This window comes from Acidobacteriota bacterium (genome assembly GCA_004299485.1).
Classification (GTDB): Bacteria; Acidobacteriota; Terriglobia; order Terriglobales; family SCQP01; genus SCQP01.
Map to the genome: position 1 here is coordinate 522,262 of SCQP01000001.1, position 16,404 is coordinate 538,665.

Annotated in this window: 14 protein-coding genes; 8 read left to right on the forward strand and 6 right to left on the reverse strand. The window is 63.5% G+C overall.

The features are described 5' to 3' along the window. Positions 1–255: 255 nt before the first annotated feature. Entirely contained in the window at positions 256–1,698 is a 1,443-nt protein-coding gene (locus EPN33_02435; protein ID TAN24640.1) for a winged helix family transcriptional regulator, read from the forward strand. A gap of 51 nt (positions 1,699–1,749) precedes the next feature. Here EPN33_02435 and EPN33_02440 read toward each other — a convergent pair whose 3' ends face one another. From EPN33_02440 to EPN33_02450, 3 genes are all read right to left on the reverse strand, one after another. Then, positions 1,750–2,253: a hypothetical protein gene (locus EPN33_02440; GenBank protein TAN24641.1), complete on the reverse strand. Its 504-nt coding sequence runs from the start codon at positions 2,251–2,253 to the stop codon at positions 1,750–1,752. Between the two features lie 134 nt (positions 2,254–2,387). Next, positions 2,388–2,942 carry an HD domain-containing protein gene (locus EPN33_02445; protein TAN24642.1) on the reverse strand — a complete coding sequence of 185 codons (555 nt, stop codon included), beginning with the start codon at positions 2,940–2,942 and terminating at the stop codon, positions 2,388–2,390. Further along, positions 2,942–3,496, reverse strand: coding sequence for an NADH-quinone oxidoreductase subunit B (locus EPN33_02450; GenBank protein ID TAN24643.1), 555 nt, complete (start codon positions 3,494–3,496; stop codon positions 2,942–2,944). Before EPN33_02450 ends, EPN33_02445 begins: the two co-directional genes overlap by 1 nt. A gap of 160 nt (positions 3,497–3,656) precedes the next feature. Between EPN33_02450 and EPN33_02455 the strand changes: the two genes are divergently transcribed. From EPN33_02455 to EPN33_02470, 4 genes are all read left to right on the forward strand, one after another. Beyond that, positions 3,657–4,589, forward strand: coding sequence for an ABC transporter ATP-binding protein (locus EPN33_02455; GenBank protein TAN24644.1), 933 nt, complete (start codon positions 3,657–3,659; stop codon positions 4,587–4,589). Continuing rightward, positions 4,586–5,572, forward strand: coding sequence for an ABC transporter permease (locus EPN33_02460; protein ID TAN24645.1), 987 nt, complete (start codon positions 4,586–4,588; stop codon positions 5,570–5,572). Before EPN33_02455 ends, EPN33_02460 begins: the two co-directional genes overlap by 4 nt. A gap of 176 nt (positions 5,573–5,748) precedes the next feature. After that, positions 5,749–6,372 carry a hypothetical protein gene (locus tag EPN33_02465; protein ID TAN24646.1) on the forward strand — a complete coding sequence of 208 codons (624 nt, stop codon included), beginning with the start codon at positions 5,749–5,751 and terminating at the stop codon, positions 6,370–6,372. A gap of 9 nt (positions 6,373–6,381) precedes the next feature. Beyond that, a complete protein-coding gene (locus tag EPN33_02470; GenBank protein ID TAN24647.1) occupies positions 6,382–7,347 on the forward strand; it encodes an NAD-dependent epimerase/dehydratase family protein in 966 nt (321 codons plus the stop codon). Here EPN33_02470 and EPN33_02475 read toward each other — a convergent pair. After that, positions 7,311–8,894 (reverse strand): ATP-binding cassette domain-containing protein, encoded by a 1,584-nt coding sequence (locus EPN33_02475; protein ID TAN24648.1) that lies wholly within the window; start codon positions 8,892–8,894, stop codon positions 7,311–7,313. The genes EPN33_02470 and EPN33_02475 overlap by 37 nt on opposite strands. Before the next feature lie 101 nt (positions 8,895–8,995). Here EPN33_02475 and EPN33_02480 point away from each other — a divergent pair, with 101 nt between their 5' ends. Continuing rightward, positions 8,996–9,520: a transcriptional regulator gene (locus EPN33_02480; protein TAN24649.1), complete on the forward strand. Its 525-nt coding sequence runs from the start codon at positions 8,996–8,998 to the stop codon at positions 9,518–9,520. A gap of 60 nt (positions 9,521–9,580) precedes the next feature. Here EPN33_02480 and EPN33_02485 read toward each other — a convergent pair whose 3' ends face one another. After that, positions 9,581–13,498, reverse strand: a complete 3,918-nt coding sequence (locus EPN33_02485) for a hypothetical protein (GenBank protein ID TAN24650.1) — start codon at positions 13,496–13,498, stop codon at positions 9,581–9,583. Positions 13,499–13,703: 205 nt separating this feature from the next. Between EPN33_02485 and EPN33_02490 the strand changes: the two genes are divergently transcribed. Next, positions 13,704–13,934 (forward strand): hypothetical protein, encoded by a 231-nt coding sequence (locus EPN33_02490; GenBank protein ID TAN24651.1) that lies wholly within the window; start codon positions 13,704–13,706, stop codon positions 13,932–13,934. Then, entirely contained in the window at positions 13,931–15,436 is a 1,506-nt protein-coding gene (locus EPN33_02495; GenBank protein ID TAN24652.1) for an amidase, read from the forward strand. Before EPN33_02490 ends, EPN33_02495 begins: the two co-directional genes overlap by 4 nt. Here EPN33_02495 and EPN33_02500 read toward each other — a convergent pair. Continuing rightward, complete coding sequence (locus EPN33_02500) at positions 15,433–16,392, reverse strand: threonine/serine dehydratase (protein TAN24653.1); 960 nt, start codon at positions 16,390–16,392, stop codon at positions 15,433–15,435. The genes EPN33_02495 and EPN33_02500 overlap by 4 nt on opposite strands. Positions 16,393–16,404 lie beyond the last annotated feature (12 nt).

The window sequence follows — 16,404 nt, forward strand, 5'->3', positions numbered from 1 at the left end:
CGCCCGCAACTCCGGTGGCGGCAGCCTGGAGGAGCCCCGAGCGCCAGCGGGCGGACCCTGCCGGGAATCGAAACCCGCACTCCAGCGACCAACGGGAGCGACCCGGGCAAAAAGTGGCGAGCCACACAACCTCCACGCCTTTTTCCCCATCTAAGTAGTTGTAGCCATCCTCCGCACCGCCGCTCCTCAGCCGCGCTGCACCGGGCAGGCCCGCCGCATACCGTGGGCGCGCACCGTCGACTCCTCACCCGAACTATGTCCTCCCCCCGTGGCCACGCCGCCGAGCCTTGGCTCACGCCTTACCACCCATCACTAGTCACGGCGCGTCCCGGGCGCCTGTTCCATTCGCTGTTCCATTGGCGGCGGCTTGGAGGAGCCCGGAGCGCCAGCGGGCGGACCCTGCCGGGAATCGAAGCCCGCACTCCAAGCGACCAACGGGAGCGACCAGAGCAAAAAGTGGCGAGCCACCTGTGCCACGTCCCGCATCCAAAAACCCCCAGCAAACACGCCACTTTGCATTGCAAAGTGGCACACTTAGCGAAATCAAAGGAACACCCCACGAGACAGTCGTCGCGCTCCCAACGCTCGAACTTGGGTACCTCCCGAGCGTCAGTCAATCCGATAGGCCGACAGACCGTCAGACCGGCTGGCCGACTGAGTGTGAGCCGGAAATACCACCCGGATGGGTGGGGGCAGAAATTTGATGCACAGGCTATCCACAGGTCTGTTACACTTTTGCACATCACTGCGGGAGGTAAGTGGACGATGGCGACTCCAGTGATGCAAACGATCGACCCCGGCGGCAACTTGCACACGTGGCCCTCGGGGCTCCTGCAATTGGCGGTGCTGCTGAGCACCGGCGACGCCGGCACGCGCGCACAAATTGCAGCGCTGCACCGGGCGACGCCGCCCTTGAGCGAGGCGGCGCTGCGGGCCGAGCTGCGCAAGCTGCTGGTGGAAGTCCTACGGACCGTGGCCACCGCCCTCAGCGAAGCACTCGGATGCGGCGCCGACGCGCTGCTGCAGTTCACCAGCCCGCATTCGCAGGAACACGCGCTGACGGGCACGAGGGCCACGCTGCACCGGCTGGACCGCTGCTGGGGTGGGCCGATCCAGTACGCGCTGCGGGCACAACATGCGCTGACGCTGTCCTGGCCGACGCCCAGCCAGACGGCTGTGCTCCTGCTCAGCGGCACCGCGTCGCTGGACGGAAAACCGCTGGGCGAAAACGAATCCGGGGCGCTGCGGCCAGGCAGCGAGTTGCATCTGGAGCCGGGCACGCTGGTGTTGGTGCGCCGGACCGCCATTTCCCTGTTGCTGGAAGCAGCCGCCAGCGGTGGCATCGAGATGCAGGATCTGCTCGCAAGTGGCGCCAGCGCCATGCTGGCCGCCGAGACTCCCGCGGGCTGGTTGGAACTCGATACCGTAAAGGGCCTCATCAGCATCCACGGACGCAACGCGCGGCTGAGCGGCCATGAAGTGGCCGCACTGCGCGAGCTTCTACGTCAGCCTGGCAGCGTGACGAGCCGCGAAGCGCTGCACACGGCGGTGAAGTTGAGCGGAAACCGGGCGGTGGACCGCGTCATGCTGGGACTGCGCAATAAGCTGGGCGATGGAGTCATTGCGACGATGTACGGGGTGGGCTACGTGCTGGAAGTTTCGGGTCGGAGTGCCGGCAACCGCGAGGCGCACGGCTAGGGCGGAATTAGCCCGCTTTCGCAAAGCCACCGCGCTACGGCAGGCGGAAAATTATTGGTTCGCGCCGGCGAGCAATCGGGCGTTCTCCAGAAACAACTGCTCGATGGTTTTCTGGTGCTCGTCGATCTGATGCTGCGCTTCCTCGAGTTTGCTGATGGCCAGCTCGTAGGCGCGGAGGAGATCGGTACGGTTGTATTCGACGGCCTCGCCTGCTTTTTGCGTGGCCTGCAGCCTTTGCTCCAGGCTCCAACTGGCACTGGTATCCCGGGATTCGATCAGCAGGAGGGGACCGTGCGGAAGAACACGCACCTGGCTTTGGGCTTGACGGGAAGCGTGCGTCAGAACCACGGTTGCCAGCTCGCGGCGGGCAATGGCTTCGCGCAGGGCAGGGTGCGAGCGCAGGGTGGGCAGGCCGGAACCGCCAAAAGCCTCCCGCGCCGAGCGGTTGGCGGCGGCAATCTTACCGGCCGCATCGAGTACGGCCACGGCAGTCGAGAGGCTATCCAGCAGAGGCAGGGCAGCCTTGACCGCGGCGGCCAGAGCGGGGTTGTGCATACCGGGCACGATTCTTCGATGCGACGGCACAAGCTCACTGTATCACTGATCAACCCAGTGATCCGCACCGTCTACGGTATCGGCGACGTGCTGGAAACCGGGGAAAAACTTCGGATGCAGTTTCGAGTTGGGGACTACAGCCCGAGAGAGGGGGCGATGGAGCGGAGGGCGGCCAGGCAGTTGGCGATGTGAGCCTCCAATGGCAGGCCCAGTTCTGCGGCGCCGCGGGTGATGTCGTCGCGGCTGACGGAGCGGGCGAAGGCTTTGTCCTTCAGTTTGCGGCGGACGCTGGCGGGTTCGACTTCGGCAATCGACTTGGAGGGCTTGACCAGGGCGCAAGCCGTGAGGAAGCCCGAGAGTTCATCGCAGGCGAACAGAGTCTTGTCCAGCGGTGATTCTCGCTTGGCGCCCGTTTGCTCGCAATGTGCCAGGATGGCGTGGCGGAGGGCTTCGGGATAGCCCAGCCCGGTCAGAATCTTGTTGCCCTGCAGGGGATGGTCGGGCAGATTGGGCCAGCGCTCGTAGTCAAAATCGTGGAGCAGGCCGGTGAGACCCCAGAGGTCGCGCTCGGCTTCGGGGGCGTACGCACGGCAGCAGGCTTCGACCGCCAGCGCATGTTTGCGCAGGCTTTCCGACTGAGTGTATTCGTGCAGCAGCCCGAGGGCTGCGGTGCGGTCGAGGCCGGCCATCACGCGAGATTGATGGCTTCCTTGAAGCTGCCGCGCTCGTTTTCGATTTTGCGCTGCAGCATCATGATGGCGTAGATAAGCTGCTCGGGACGGGGCGGGCAGCCGGGCACGTAGACATCCACCGGAATGACCTGGTTGACGCCCTGAATTAGCGCGTAGTTGTTGAACACGCCGCCGGAGGTGGCGCAGGCGCCCATGCTGATGACGTACTTGGGCTCGGGCATCTGCTCATAGAGGTGCTTGATGACCGGGGCCATTTTGCGCGAAACGCGGCCGGCGATGATCATCAGGTCAGACTGACGCGGCGAGGGGCGGAAGACTTCGGCGCCAAAGCGGGCGATGTCGAAGCGCGAGGCCGACATGGACATCATTTCAATCGCGCAGCAGGCGAGGCCGAAGGTCATCGGCCAGATGGAGTTCTTCCGCACCCAGTTGACGGCCTTGTCGAGCGAGGTCAGAACCACACCGTCGGGCTGCTGGTTGCCATAGAAGACCGCACGCGGGCTGTCGTGCGGATCGAGGTTGGTGTAGCGTTCCTGCGCCAAGCTGGGCATGGTTCTATGTTGGTGCAACTGGCGAAGGTTTGCAAGCTGGTCAACCGGTCGGCTTCTCAGCGGCAGCCGCATACGGTGCGAGCCGTTACGAGCCTGCGTGCGTTCCGGCCCGGCTGAGCCGCTGAATCGCTGACGACAGAACTGCGATACTCTGGAAAAGATGTCGGCGATAGTCGAAGTTGAAGACCTGCGCATTAGCTACGGAAAGCTGGAGGCGGTGCGCGGGGTAACATTTTCCATTCCCGAGCGGACCATCTTTGGGCTGCTGGGGCCGAATGGAGCGGGAAAGACCAGCATTATCGAAATGATCGAGGGGCTGCGCACGCCCGGCGGCGGCCATGTGCGGGTGTGCGGGCTCCGGCCAATTGAAGATGCGCTGAAGGTGCGCCAGATTCTGGGAGCACAACTGCAGTCCACGTCGCTGCCGGACAAGATCCGGGTGCGCGAGGTGTTTGAGCTGTTTGCCAGTTTCTATGCGCACCCGGCGGATGTCGATAAGCTGCTGGACTGGGTCACGCTGCGGCACAAAGGCCGTTCCTTTTACGACTCGCTGTCGGGTGGCGAGAAACAGCGTGTGGCGCTGGGGCTGGCACTGGTGGGCGATCCGCAGGTGCTGTTTTTGGATGAGCCGACGACCGGCCTGGACGCCAAGCTGCGGCGCGAGCTGCATGAGCTGATCCTGCGGATCCGGGCGGAAGGCAAATCGGTGCTGCTGAGCACGCATTACATTGAAGAAGCCGAGCGGCTGTGCGATCAGGTGGGAATCCTGAGCCAGGGCGAGCTGCATGCCATCGGCGCGCCCAAGCAGCTCATTCTGGAGCACGGCGCCGGCGACCGGCTGGAAGTGGCGCTGCGCGACCCGATGGAAATTGCCGAGATGGCGCAGTGCGCGGGCGCGGATGCGGCGCACGCGGTCGAGGGCGACGGCATGGGGAACGAGTACGTACTGCACGGCCGCAGCGGAGGCAAGATGCTGGCGGCGATCGCTATCCACGCCGACAAGATTGGCAACGAGCTGCTGGAGGCGCGGATCGCGCATACCACGCTGGAAGATGTGTACCTGAAATTGACCGGACGGAGCATTGGGGAATGAGTACAGCCGGACCGATACAGCCGGAAATGGAGATCGCGCGGCCCGAGGCCGGCGCCGGGCGGGAGGCCGCGCGCCGGGGGCCAGGCGCGAGTGCGCGCAGCATGTTGCAGATGGCCTGGCTGAACGTGCTGCTGGCCTATCGCATCCGGATCGCATTCTTTTTTGTCTTTATCTGGCCGATGATGTGGTTCTTCATCTATTTCCTCATCTTCGGCGGGATGAGGCCGCTGGCGGTGGCGGCGCTATTCGGACCGCTGATCAGCCTGGAAATCATCAGCAACGCACTGTTCGGATTTTCGATGCAGATGGTGACCATGCGCGAGCGCGACATGCTGCGGCGGTATCATCTGGCGCCCATCAGCGCCACCATCATGGTCGGCAGCCGGATGCTGAGCAGCTATTTGCTGTTCATGCCCGTGGTGGTGCTGCAGTATGTGCTGGCAGTGTGGTGGTTCCATATGCCGGTGGCCGGCAATCTGCTGGTGCTGTTTATTGTTTTCTCGCTGGCGTTTCTGGCGATCAGCGCCATTGGGTTGATCATCGCCTGCGTGGTGGACACGGTGCAGGAAGCGACGGTGTGGAACAATCTGCTGTTTTTTGCGCTGCTGTTCCTGACGGGCACGACGCTGCCGCTGATGCAATTGGGCCACTCGATTCAGCGGATCGCGCTCTTCCTGCCACCGACGCTGATGATCTTGTCGAGCGCGTTTGTGATGCTGGGCGGGACGGGGTTTGGCGCCAATTGGCCGGAACTGTTCGGGTTGCTGATCATTATGCTGGCGTGCTGGGCGCTGGGCGTCGCGCTGTTTCGCTGGGAGAAAGAGAAAAAGACCAACCGGCGGGATCGCCTGCGGGCGGCGCTGGCGCTGATTCCGATTCTGGCGGTGGGCTTGTGGCTGAATACCTCACCGGGATTTCAGCGCGTCTATCAGACTTATATGCAGCAGTCGGCGGCGGCGTTCAACGCGGCGGTGAAGAAGTAGTTCACAGCTTACAGTTCACAGTTCACAGTTGAAGGCTCAGGGGGCCGAGACAAGAGGGGCCGCTTTTTGGGTATTCGTGTGCTCACCTGAGGGAAGCAGGCTTCTCCGGCCGATCGGGAAATTGAGCGAAAGGCGCGGGGGCGGGAGTGGCATGCGGTTTGCGGAGGCAAACAGGCATGGGAGCGACGTTTAGTTACGGCGACGCGGTGGGGGCAGGAGCCAGGTGGGAGTGGGAGCTGTGGGCACGGGTGAGCAGTGTGGTGCTGGCAGGGGTGGGGCTGGTGGTGCTGAGCCCAGTGCTGGCCTTGATTGCGGTGGCAATCCGGTGGGAGTCCGACGGCGGCGTAATCTACAGGCAGGCGAGGGTGGGGCGAGATGGACGGCTGTTTGTAATGCTCAAGTTCCGGTCGATGCGGGCAGGTGCGGAGCAGGAGACCGGGCCGGTGTGGGCGGCGGAGGATGATGAGCGCGTGACGCGGGTGGGGTGGTGGCTGCGACGGCTGCATCTGGATGAGCTGCCGCAACTGTGGAACGTGCTCCTGGGGGACATGAACCTGATCGGACCGAGGCCGGAGCGGCCGGAATTTGTGGAGGAGTTTCGGCGAAGGATTCCGGGCTACGCGCTGCGTCACCAGGTGCGGCCGGGGATGACGGGCTGGGCACAGGTCAAGATCGGCTACGGGGTTGGGGTCGCCGGAGCGCAAGCGAAGCTGAAGTACGACCTGGAGTATCTACGACGGCGGTCGCTGAGGTTGGACTTGCGTATTCTGGCGGAAACCATGCGAGTCGTGGCACGCTAGAGTCACGGTATGCGCGCAACTTATCTGGTGACGGGGGTGGCCGGGTTCATTGGGTCGGCGTTGGCGGCGGCACTGCTCGAGCGCGGCGAGCGGGTGCGCGGCATCGATAATTTCGCCACCGGGAAACGCGAGAATCTGGAGCGGTGCCGCGGCATCGAGTTCATCGAAGGCGATGTGGCGGATCCGGCGGAGGCACGGCGGGCGTGCGCGAGCGTGGGGGTGGTCTTTCACGAAGCAGCGATTCCGAGCGTGCCGCGCTCGGTAGCCGAGCCGCTGGAGAACAACCGGGCCAACCTCGACGCTACGGTGAACCTGCTGGTGGAGGCGCGCGCGGCGGGCGTGGAGCGGTTCATTTATGCAGCTTCGTCGGCGGCGTATGGGAATGATCCGGCGCTGCCTAAGCACGAAGACATGACGCCGGCGCCGTTGTCGCCGTATGCGGCGGCGAAAGTGGCGGGGGAGCATTATCTGGCGGCGTTTCACGCCTCCTATGGGCTGACGACGGTGAGCCTGAGGTACTTCAATGTCTTTGGACCCTATCAGGATGCGAACAGCCCGTATTCGGGGGTGTTGGCGCGCTTCATCCACGCCATGCTCGCAGGAAGCACGCCGCAAGTCTTCGGCGATGGGGAGCAGAGCCGGGATTTCGTCTACATCGATAACGTGGTCGCCGCCAATTTACTCGCCGCTGATGCAGCGGCGGAGCGCGTCGGCGGGCAGACGATAAACGTCGGCATGGGCGAACGGATCTCGCTCAACCAGATACTGGAGCTGCTGCGGCCGATGACCGGCTGCGCGGGTGAGGTGCGGTACGGAGCAGAACGGGCCGGCGACGTGAGGCACTCGGTGGCGGACATCAGCCGCTCGCAGGAACTGCTGGGGTTCCGGCCGCAGGTCAGCTTTGCCGAAGGACTAAAGCGTACGGTCGCCTGGTATCGTCAGGCAACCGTCGTGGCGGCGCGGAATTCTTCGTAGCTGCCTTTGAATTCTTCGATTTGACCGCTGCCGGCGTGCCAGATGCGGCTGGCGACTTCATCGACCAGGTCGTGGTCGTGGCTGACGAGAATCACCGAGCCGGAATAACGCTGCAGGGCGAGGTTGAGGGCGTTGATGGACTCCAGATCGAGATGGTTGGTGGGCTCATCGAGGATCAGCAGATTGGGCTGCTGGAGCATGAGCTTGCAAAACAGCAGACGGGCGGTTTCTCCGCCCGATAAAACGGCCACGGATTTGTCGCCGTCTTCCCGCTTGAACAACATTTGACCCAGCAGGCCGCGGATTTGCTCCTGCGGCGCGTCCGGATCCCATTGCGTCAGCCAGTGGAAGGCGGATTCGGTGCCCGTAACTTCGGCGCCGGCATCCTGAGGAAAGTAGCCGATCTGGACTTCATGGCCCCAGCGGACCGTGCCGGAATCACGGAAGCCGTTGTCTTCGAGCAGGCAACGCAGCAGCGTGGTCTTGCCGGCGCCGTTGCGGCCGAGGATGGCGATTTTTTCACCGCGCATCACTTGCGCGCCGAAGCCGCTAAAAATTGGGCGGCCGCCGTAGCTCTTGGCGAGGCCTTCGCATTCGAGAACGGTCTTGCCGGAGGGGCGGCGCTGTTCAAAGCGGATGTAGGGGCGGGCGATGTTGGAGCGGGCCAGGTCGGTGACCTGCAGACGCTCGACTTCCTTGCGGCGGGATTGCACCTGCGAGGAGCGTGTGCCCGCCGAAAAGCGGGCGATAAAGTCGTTGAGTTGGGCGATTTTCTTTTCGCGCTGGACGTTTTCGGACTCCAGGCGCGAGCGAATCTGGGTTTTGGCCAGCACCATATCGTCGTAGCCGCCGGTGTAGGTGATGATGGTCTGGTAGTCGATGTCGGCGATGTGGGTGCAGACGCGGTTGAGGAAATGGCGGTCGTGGGAGATCACCACCAGCGCGCCATCGTAGCGCAGCAGAAAATTCTGCAGCCACTCGATGGAGTCAAGATCGAGGTGGTTAGTGGGCTCGTCGAGGAGCAGCGCCTGGGGATGGCCGAACAGCGCCTGGGCGAGCAGGACGCGGACTTTTTCGCCGCCCTGGAGCTCGCGCATGGGGCGCTCGTGCAGGGGCGCGGCGACATCCAGGCCTTCGAGCAGCACGGCAGCGTCACTTTCGGCGGCATAGCCGTCTTCTTCGCCGACGATGCCCTCGAGCTCGCCGAGGCGCATGCCGTCGGCATCGCTCATCTCCGGTTTGGCGTAGATTTGCTCACGCTCCTCCAGGGCTGCCCAGAGGCGGCGGTTGCCCATGATGACGGTATCGAGGGCACGGTAGGCATCGAAGGCAAACTGATCCTGGCGCAGCACGCCGAGACGTTCGGGGCGGGTCACGCTGCCTTGCTGGGGCTCGTTTTCCCCAGACAAAAGGCGCATGAAGGTGGTCTTACCGGCGCCATTGGGGCCCGTCAAGCCATAGCGCCGCCCGGCGGTAAAGCTGGTGGAGACGTCTTCGAACAATATCTTCGCGCCGAAGCGCACGGTTACCTGAGAGACAGAAAGCATGGTTCTCTTTTCACGATAGCATCCCGCGTGGCGGCGGCGGGCGGATCGGGAGTTGCTGGTAAACTAGGAGCACTGGGGGAAAGTCTTCGTGTGGAGGACGCATGACCCAAGGCAAGGCGCAGGCCCCGCAGAGGGTCCGCTATCTGTTTGGTGAATTCCGCTTGTGTCCCGAGGAGCGGCGGCTGTGGCGGGGCGATCAGGGGGTCGCCATCAGCCCGCGGGCGCTGGACCTGCTCATTGCGCTGGTACGCGCAGCCGGACAGGTACTCGAGCGTGAAGCGCTGCTCGCCTCGGTATGGGCGGGACTCAACGTTTCTGATTCCAATCTCACGGTCGGCATTTGCACGCTGCGGCACGCTCTGGGCGATGCCGAGCACTATATTGCCACCATCCCCGGACGCGGGTATCAGTTCACGGTGCCCGTGCGCGTCGAGGCAACAGCGCTGGCCGCGGTGGGCCCGGAAGGGACCTTGCGCGTGACGGTGGAGCTGCTTCGCCCGGATGAGAGCGTGGCCTGGGCCGGATCGCGGCAATGGCCGGCCGCGAGCGGAGTTCCCGTAGAGGGCCACATCGCGACCTCTCTCACCTCCTGGCTGGCATCGGCGTTGAGCACCTCACGGGAATAATGTCATAAAAAAGGCGGCGGCGCCGAGCGCCGCCGCCGGAGGGTTGCATGAGGGCCGTCCTCAGAAAGTAACTTTGAAGACGAGCTGAACGGTACGGCCGCCGTGAACGCTGGTGGAATCTACGGCCTGATAGGCGTGGGTGATCTGGCCGAAGTTCTGGCTGCCGCGGCCGGTAAGGGCGCGGCCGGCGGTGCCAAAGGTGGAGGCGGAGCCGGTCCAGAAGAAGTTGGCGTTGTTGAAGGCATCCAGGAACTGGACCTGGAGTTGGGTGCCAATGCGCTCGGTAACCTGAGTGTTCTTGACTAAGGACAGATCGGGCAAAAAGAAAGGCGCGTCATAAAGAAACACGCGCGAGCACATGCCGCCCGCGGTCCCGCAGGGGCCAAGGGCGCTGGTGTTGACGGCGCCAGTGGACGTGCTTAGGAACTTCTGCGGGAAGTACCAGACGGCGCCGGGAGCGGGCGAGGTGGTCTTATAGACGCCCAACTGGCTCTGCAGGTCCTGGACCGACATGCCGTGCAGAACCGCGCCGGCATCCTCGTTGTTGAACGTCTGGTAGCCGCCGGTGAGCAGGCCGGGACGGCCGCTTTGCAGGAGGATATTGGAATCGAAGTCCCAGCCGCCAATCAGGTCATTGACCCAGCCGGAAGCACCCGAGCCCCAGCGTTCGCCGCGGCCGAAGGGCAGCTCCCAGAGGGAATAGAACTTGAAGGCGTTGCGGATATCGAAGGGCGCCGGACCTTTCATCAGGCTGGGGTCGCGCAAGGTTATTTCATCGACGTAGTTGGTGCCGTTGCGCTGCCAGTCATTGGTAAGGCTGTGGCTGAGGGTGTAGCTGGCGTTCAGTGTGAGGCCGTGGATGGGACGGCGGCGCAGAATAATCATCAGGCCGTTATAGGTGGACTGGAGACCATTGCGCAGGTAGTAGGCGCCGCCCAAAGCATCCGGGTTCACCGTGAAAAGGTTGCTGGGGTAGCCGTTGCTCGAAAATTGTTGCCAGTAGGTGTAGTCGGTGGCCAGCGAAGTAGCAAACGCGCCAGCCTGTCCGGTTTGCAGGTCGTTGATGAACCGGCCGTTGGAAAAGCCGGCGGCTCGCTGCGAGGCGGCGCCGGTATTGGCGCCCGGCGAATTGAAGGCCGCGCTCATGATCGGCACCGCCGTCTGGCCGGGCAGGCCGAGGTTGGCGAAGCTGGGGCTCTGGCTGCAGGTGGTGTTCGCCATGCAAGCCTTGAGGTTGGCCGAGGCGTTGTTGAACTCATTGAGAAAGTTCAATGAACCGGGCTGGAAGATGTTGACCTCGTTCATATTCAACTGCTGATAGAGGCCGACACCATGATTGCCAATGTAGCGGACCTCGAGGGCGGTGTGCGGCCCGAGAGAGCGCTGAATGCCGGCGGTCCAGCTCTCCACGTAGGGCATATGGAGGTTGGGGTCAAAGACGTTGACGTTGTTGGCCGCGGAGTTGGGCTGCAGGGCGAAGTGGTTGGTGAACGACGACGGCGTCTGCACCAGCGGCAGGTTGCCGAGCGTACTACCGATAGCAATGCTGCCCGCCTTGTACTGGCCGGCGCCGGTCACCGCAGATGAGGCAAAGGCAAACTGCTGGCCGGTATAGCCAGGATTGCTGCCGCCGACGTACTGGAAGTTCTCCAGACCCTCGCGGGAGTAAGCGAGGGAGTATCCGGCGCGCAGCACGGTGTCACCGCTGTTGCCGAACAGCCCACCCTGAGGTTCCCAGGCGACACCGATGCTGGGCGCAAAACCCTTGTACCAGTTTTTGTACCACTTGTGATTGAGATCATTAGTAAAACTGGGGGTGGCGCCGGTCAGGGTGCCGGGCTGGAAGAGGTTGCCCGCCCCGGAAATGCCGTAGACCGCGCCGGGACCGCCATCGACGGCGAAGTACTCGTTGTAATCGTCAACCGGAACTCCCTCGAACTGCCAGCGCAAACCGTAGTTCAGCGTCAGGTTGGGGCGGATGCGCCAGCTATCGGTGCCATAGAAACCCAAGTCCGTCTGGTGTATCTTCTGGACTTCGGGAATGCCGGTGACGAACTGCCGCTTGGCCGGGTCGAGTGCAACACTGCCACTGTAGCTGGTGACGTTGCCGCTGAGCAGGCCGTAAATGTCCTGCGCGGCGCCGAGGTCGGAGGAGTTGATGCCCGGCAGGTTGCTGGTGTTGAAAAATGAGGTCATGGGCTCGGAGCCGCTCCAGCCCAGATTCACCCCGGCCACCACATTGCCCGAATCCTGTTCGGCGTAGCGGGCGCGGGTGACCGTCATGCCGTAGGTCATGTTGTGATTGCCATGCACCCAGGCCAGCGTATCGATTAATTGATAGACGTTGTCCCAATTGCTGCTGGGACCATAACCCAGGTAGGGATCGGTGACCTCGCTGGGAGTAATTGGCTGCATGCGGACACTGCCCAAATTGGTTTGGATGACCGGGTACAGCGAAGTGGTCTGTTTATAACCGAAGATGGACGGGCTGTTCTGAAAGCCGACGCGGAGCTCGTTGTTTATGGTGGGAGCCAACTGCCAACGCCAGGCGCCCGCCCAGATGGCGCGATCGGCGCCATAGCCGTACTGATTGGCGGCAAACGGTGCGACCGGATAACTGGAGCCGCCGCCGTTCAGGTCATCGGGATAGATGATGAGGCGGCTGAGGTGCCAGTCGAACTCGAGCGAATTGCTGCTGTTGATGTTGTAGTCGATACGCAGATCGGGATTTTCCTGCAGGTTACTACCGGTCAGCGGGAACGCCAGCGACTCCTGATAGGTACTGGGCGGGGTGGTCAACGTCTCGCCCGGCGCCAGCGTAGCGGCGGCGCTCAACATCTTGGAGACGAAGGGATCTTCCGTGATCGGGGCGTTGCCGCCATTGGCGTTGTTGTAGGCGTTGGCCATGGCGTACAGGTTGGCCTGGCAAGCGGTGCCTTGACAGGTCACCCACGAGGGTGTGGAGGAAGGCGCCGTAGCGGCAGTGTAGTCAAACAGACCCTTCTGCGCATCGGCGTTCAGCATGGACGCGCCGGAGACCTGACCCTCAGGCTGCGAGAAGCGGGTGAAGTCAGTAAAGAAGTAGAGTTTGTTCTTCCAGATGGGGCCGCCAACACTGTAGCCCCATTGATTAAAGCGCATGAGTGGACGCGGCTGACCGGCGAGATTGTTGAAGTAGCTGTTGGCGTTGAGAGCGTCGTTACGGAAGTAGTCGAAGGCTGAGCCGTGGAAGGTGTTGGTGCCGCGTTTGCTGGTGTAGTTGATCTGCACGGAGCCGTCACCGGTCTGATTGGCGGCGCCGGCGGCACTCACGACGTTAAACTCACTGGTATCGCTGGTGTTGGGCGTGATCATGGTAAACAGCGGATCACCGCTCTTGCCGGATTCCCACTGCGCGGAAATGCCATCGATGGTGATGTTGACGGCGCCGCCAGGAAGGCCTTCGGCGCTGGACTGGCGCGGCGCGCCCATGGTCTGAACCGCCGGGTCGGTCATAGCAAGCCCATAGAGGGCACTACTGGAGGATGCGGAGGGAAGATCGGTAATAACCTTGCCGGTGATAGAGGTGCCGACGGAGGTCTCCTGCGTCTGCAGCACACTCTGTCCGGCCTCGACGGTGACCGTGGTCGATTGCGAGCCGACCTGCAGCAGCGCATTCAGCGTGTAGGTCTGACTGGCCGCTACCGTCACCTGCTGATAAGTGCTGGTCTTGAAGCCGGTTTTGCTGACGGTGACCAGGTAGTCGCCCGGAGCAACGTTGGCGAGCGAGAAGTGGCCGTCGGCGCCGGATTGAATCTGCAAATTGATGCCGGTGCTGATGCCCATCACCTTGACGGTGGCGCCGGGGATGGCGGCGTGGCTGGAATCCAGTACCGTGCCGGCGACCGTACCGGTGTTATTGACTTGGGCCCAACCAACGAGGCCCATACACACGACCGTTGCTGCTACGCACACTAGCCGAAGCGTGGCTCGGAGCATATTTTTTCCTCCTTTTTTGAGTGTAGCCCGAATTTATGGATACTGTATAAAAAATTATTAATATTTGTTCTGGATGCTTAAACTGGTGCTAGGCTGGCCGCTGATGGACTCACAACCTGCTACTGGCGGACTAAGCCGCCGAAATTTTGCCCGGACGCTGCTCGGCGGAGGCACGGCCGCCGCACTAGCGTGCGCAGCGGCAAGCATGTCCGCAGTGGGACAGAGCGTACCGCCGGAAGTGGCGCCCGCCAGCGAGACGGAGGCCACCGTGGCGCGGGTGCTGGCGCGCTATGGCAGCCGGCTGGACGCGGCGCAGAAGGCGCGGCTGCCGCGGATCGTTAGCGGTCATATTGCCATGCTGGAGCCGATCCGCGCCATTGCACAGCCGAACGCGGCGCCGCCGGCGACAGTGCTGCACTTGGTGAGCGGGCAATGAGCGCAGCAATTTCGGACGCAACGCTGTTTCTGTCGATCTCAGAATTGGGGAAGCGATTCCGCGACGGCTCACTGTCGCCGGTGGCGTTGACGCAAGCGTACCTGGAACGGTGCAGCAAACTGGGGCCGGAACTCAACGCGGTTGCCACGCTGACGACCGCGCGGGCGTTGAAGCAGGCGCGGCAGGCGGAGCAGGAATTAAAGACAGGACATGATCGCGGACCGCTGCACGGGATTCCGTATGCGGCCAAGGATCTGCTGGCGGTGGCAGGTTATCCGACGACGTGGGGCGCGAAGCCGTATGCGAACCAGCGTTTCGACTTTGACGCCACCGTGATTGAGCGTCTGGACGCGGCAGGCGCGGTGCTGATCGCCAAGGCTGCGATGATCGAGCTGGCGGGAGGGTTGGGCTACAGCGGGCCGTATGCCTCGCTAACCGGACCGTGCCATAACCCCTGGAATACGAAGTACTGGAGCTGCGGATCGTCGAGCGGCAGCGGGGCGATGGTAGCGGCAGGCCTGGCGACATTTGCGCTGGGTTCGGACACGCGCGGATCAATCATCTGCCCAGCGACATGGTGCGGCGTGGCGGGATTGCGGCCGAGCTTTGGGCGCGTGAGCCGGCATGGGGTGATGACGATCGCCTGGACCATGGACAAGATCGGTCCGCTGGCGCGCACGGCCGAAGATGCAGCGCTGGTGCTGGCGGCGATTGCCGGCCACGATGCGCGCGACTGGGATTCGCTGCCAGCGGCCGAGGCGCAGTTTGACGTAGCGGCTTCGCGGCCGCGCGGTCTGCGGGTGGGGCGGCTGACGAACGTGTTTCCGTATGCAAAGCCGGAGCTGCACCAGGCGGTGGACCGGGCGTTGGATGTGCTGCGAGCGCAGGGGGCAACGGTCGAGGACACGGAGATTCCGCAGGCACCATTTGAGGAGGCCTCCGAGCTGGTGATTCTGATTGAGGCGGCGAGCGCGTTTTCCGAGTTGATTGCCAGCGGGCGCTGCCAGATGCTGGAGGATCCGCTGGGGCAGATCAACGGCTATGCCTCGAGCGAGTTCAAGGCAACCGACTACATCCAACTGCAACGCGTGCGGTTGGAACTGGCGCGCAAGATGGATGCGCTGTTTGAGCATTTCGATGTCATTGCCGCGCCCGGGCAAGGCTCGACGGCATCGCTGATTCCGGCGCATGCACCGACGGGCGAGCCCACAGAGCGGCCGCGGCCGGCCGCGCGGGCGCCGCATCCGCCGCATGGGGAAAACCTGCAGCGGCGGCGAGCGTTCCGGAGCGACAGCCTGCAGCCGGATGGAATTTCAAGCCTGTGCGGGCTGCCGGCGGTGACCGTGCCGGCGGGGCTTTCGGCGAATCAATTGCCGATAGGGGTGCAGTTTATGGGGCGTGCGCTCAACGATGCCGCGCCGCTGGCCGCCGCGCGGCTGCTGCAGGCGCACAGCTCGTGGCACTTAAAGCGTCCACCTATGCCGTACGGGGTGAGCTCCTAAAGACCGCTGGCGTTCCAGGCACACAGATCGTTGAGGGCGAGATTCCCTCCGCAGAGGATAAGCACGACGTGGCTCGAAGGAGTGAAGTGCGAAGCCAGGCGGCGGGCGGCGGCCAAGGTGCAAGAGGCGGCGGGTTCGGTAAGCAGTTTCGAGCGCTCGAGCAGGAAGCGCAGAGCCTCGACCGCCTCGTGATCGCTGACCACCGTGACGCTTTCGAGCCACTGGCGGGCGGCAGCGAGGGTTGTTTCTGAAACCGCAGGCGCACCGAGTGTTTTTGCAATGGAGGTAATCGCCGGCAAGCGGACGATCTTGCCGGCAGCGAGCGCCTGCGCCATGGCATCGGCGCCTTCGGTCTCGACGCCCCAGACGCGCGCTTGCGGCTTGCGGGCTTTGACGGCGGCGACGACGCCGGTCATCAGGCCGCCGCCGCCGATGCTGACGATGACGTCGGTAAGCTCGGGAACATCCTCCAGGATTTCGAGCGCGACGGTTCCCTGCCCCGCCATCACGGCGGGATCGTCGAAGGGATGCACCATGGTCCAGCCTTGACCGACGGCCGCTTCGGCCTGGGCGAAGGCATCGGCGATCGACGGCGCCAGGACGACTTCGGCGCCGTAGCCGTGCGTAGCTGCGACGTAGTTGGCAGGCGTGGTTTGCGGCATCAGGATGCGCGCGTGCATACCGAGCTCGGAGGCGGCGTAGGCGACGGCCTGAGCGTGATTCCCGCCGCTGACGGCGACCACGCGGCTGCCTGCGGGCAGCGGCAGCATTTTGTTGAAGGCGCCACGGACCTTGAAGGAACCGGTCTTCTGGAACAGCTCCTGCTTGAAGTAAATGTGCGTACCCAGCTCGCGGCTGAAGGTGGCGCTGGGGGCGATAGGCGTGCGGCGCACGCGGCCGGCAATGCGCGCACGTGCGGCCTCGATGGCGGTCAGAGTGACTTCGTTGAGGCTCATGCTCCCGCGCTA

What these genes read in the sequence shown, in the direction of transcription:
- EPN33_02435 (TAN24640.1), top strand. Translation starts at nt 256, where the DNA reads ATGTCCTCCCCCCGTGGCCACGCCGCCGAGCCTTGGCTCACGCCTTAC.
- EPN33_02440 (TAN24641.1), bottom strand. Translation starts at nt 2,253, where the DNA reads ATGCACAACCCCGCTCTGGCCGCCGCGGTCAAGGCTGCCCTGCCTCTG.
- EPN33_02445 (TAN24642.1), bottom strand. Translation starts at nt 2,942, where the DNA reads ATGGCCGGCCTCGACCGCACCGCAGCCCTCGGGCTGCTGCACGAATAC.
- EPN33_02450 (TAN24643.1), bottom strand. Translation starts at nt 3,496, where the DNA reads ATGCCCAGCTTGGCGCAGGAACGCTACACCAACCTCGATCCGCACGAC.
- EPN33_02455 (TAN24644.1), top strand. Translation starts at nt 3,657, where the DNA reads ATGTCGGCGATAGTCGAAGTTGAAGACCTGCGCATTAGCTACGGAAAG.
- EPN33_02460 (TAN24645.1), top strand. Translation starts at nt 4,586, where the DNA reads ATGAGTACAGCCGGACCGATACAGCCGGAAATGGAGATCGCGCGGCCC.
- EPN33_02465 (TAN24646.1), top strand. Translation starts at nt 5,749, where the DNA reads ATGGGAGCGACGTTTAGTTACGGCGACGCGGTGGGGGCAGGAGCCAGG.
- EPN33_02470 (TAN24647.1), top strand. Translation starts at nt 6,382, where the DNA reads ATGCGCGCAACTTATCTGGTGACGGGGGTGGCCGGGTTCATTGGGTCG.
- EPN33_02475 (TAN24648.1), bottom strand. Translation starts at nt 8,894, where the DNA reads ATGCTTTCTGTCTCTCAGGTAACCGTGCGCTTCGGCGCGAAGATATTG.
- EPN33_02480 (TAN24649.1), top strand. Translation starts at nt 8,996, where the DNA reads ATGACCCAAGGCAAGGCGCAGGCCCCGCAGAGGGTCCGCTATCTGTTT.
- EPN33_02485 (TAN24650.1), bottom strand. Translation starts at nt 13,498, where the DNA reads ATGCTCCGAGCCACGCTTCGGCTAGTGTGCGTAGCAGCAACGGTCGTG.
- EPN33_02490 (TAN24651.1), top strand. Translation starts at nt 13,704, where the DNA reads ATGTCCGCAGTGGGACAGAGCGTACCGCCGGAAGTGGCGCCCGCCAGC.
- EPN33_02495 (TAN24652.1), top strand. Translation starts at nt 13,931, where the DNA reads ATGAGCGCAGCAATTTCGGACGCAACGCTGTTTCTGTCGATCTCAGAA.
- EPN33_02500 (TAN24653.1), bottom strand. Translation starts at nt 16,392, where the DNA reads ATGAGCCTCAACGAAGTCACTCTGACCGCCATCGAGGCCGCACGTGCG.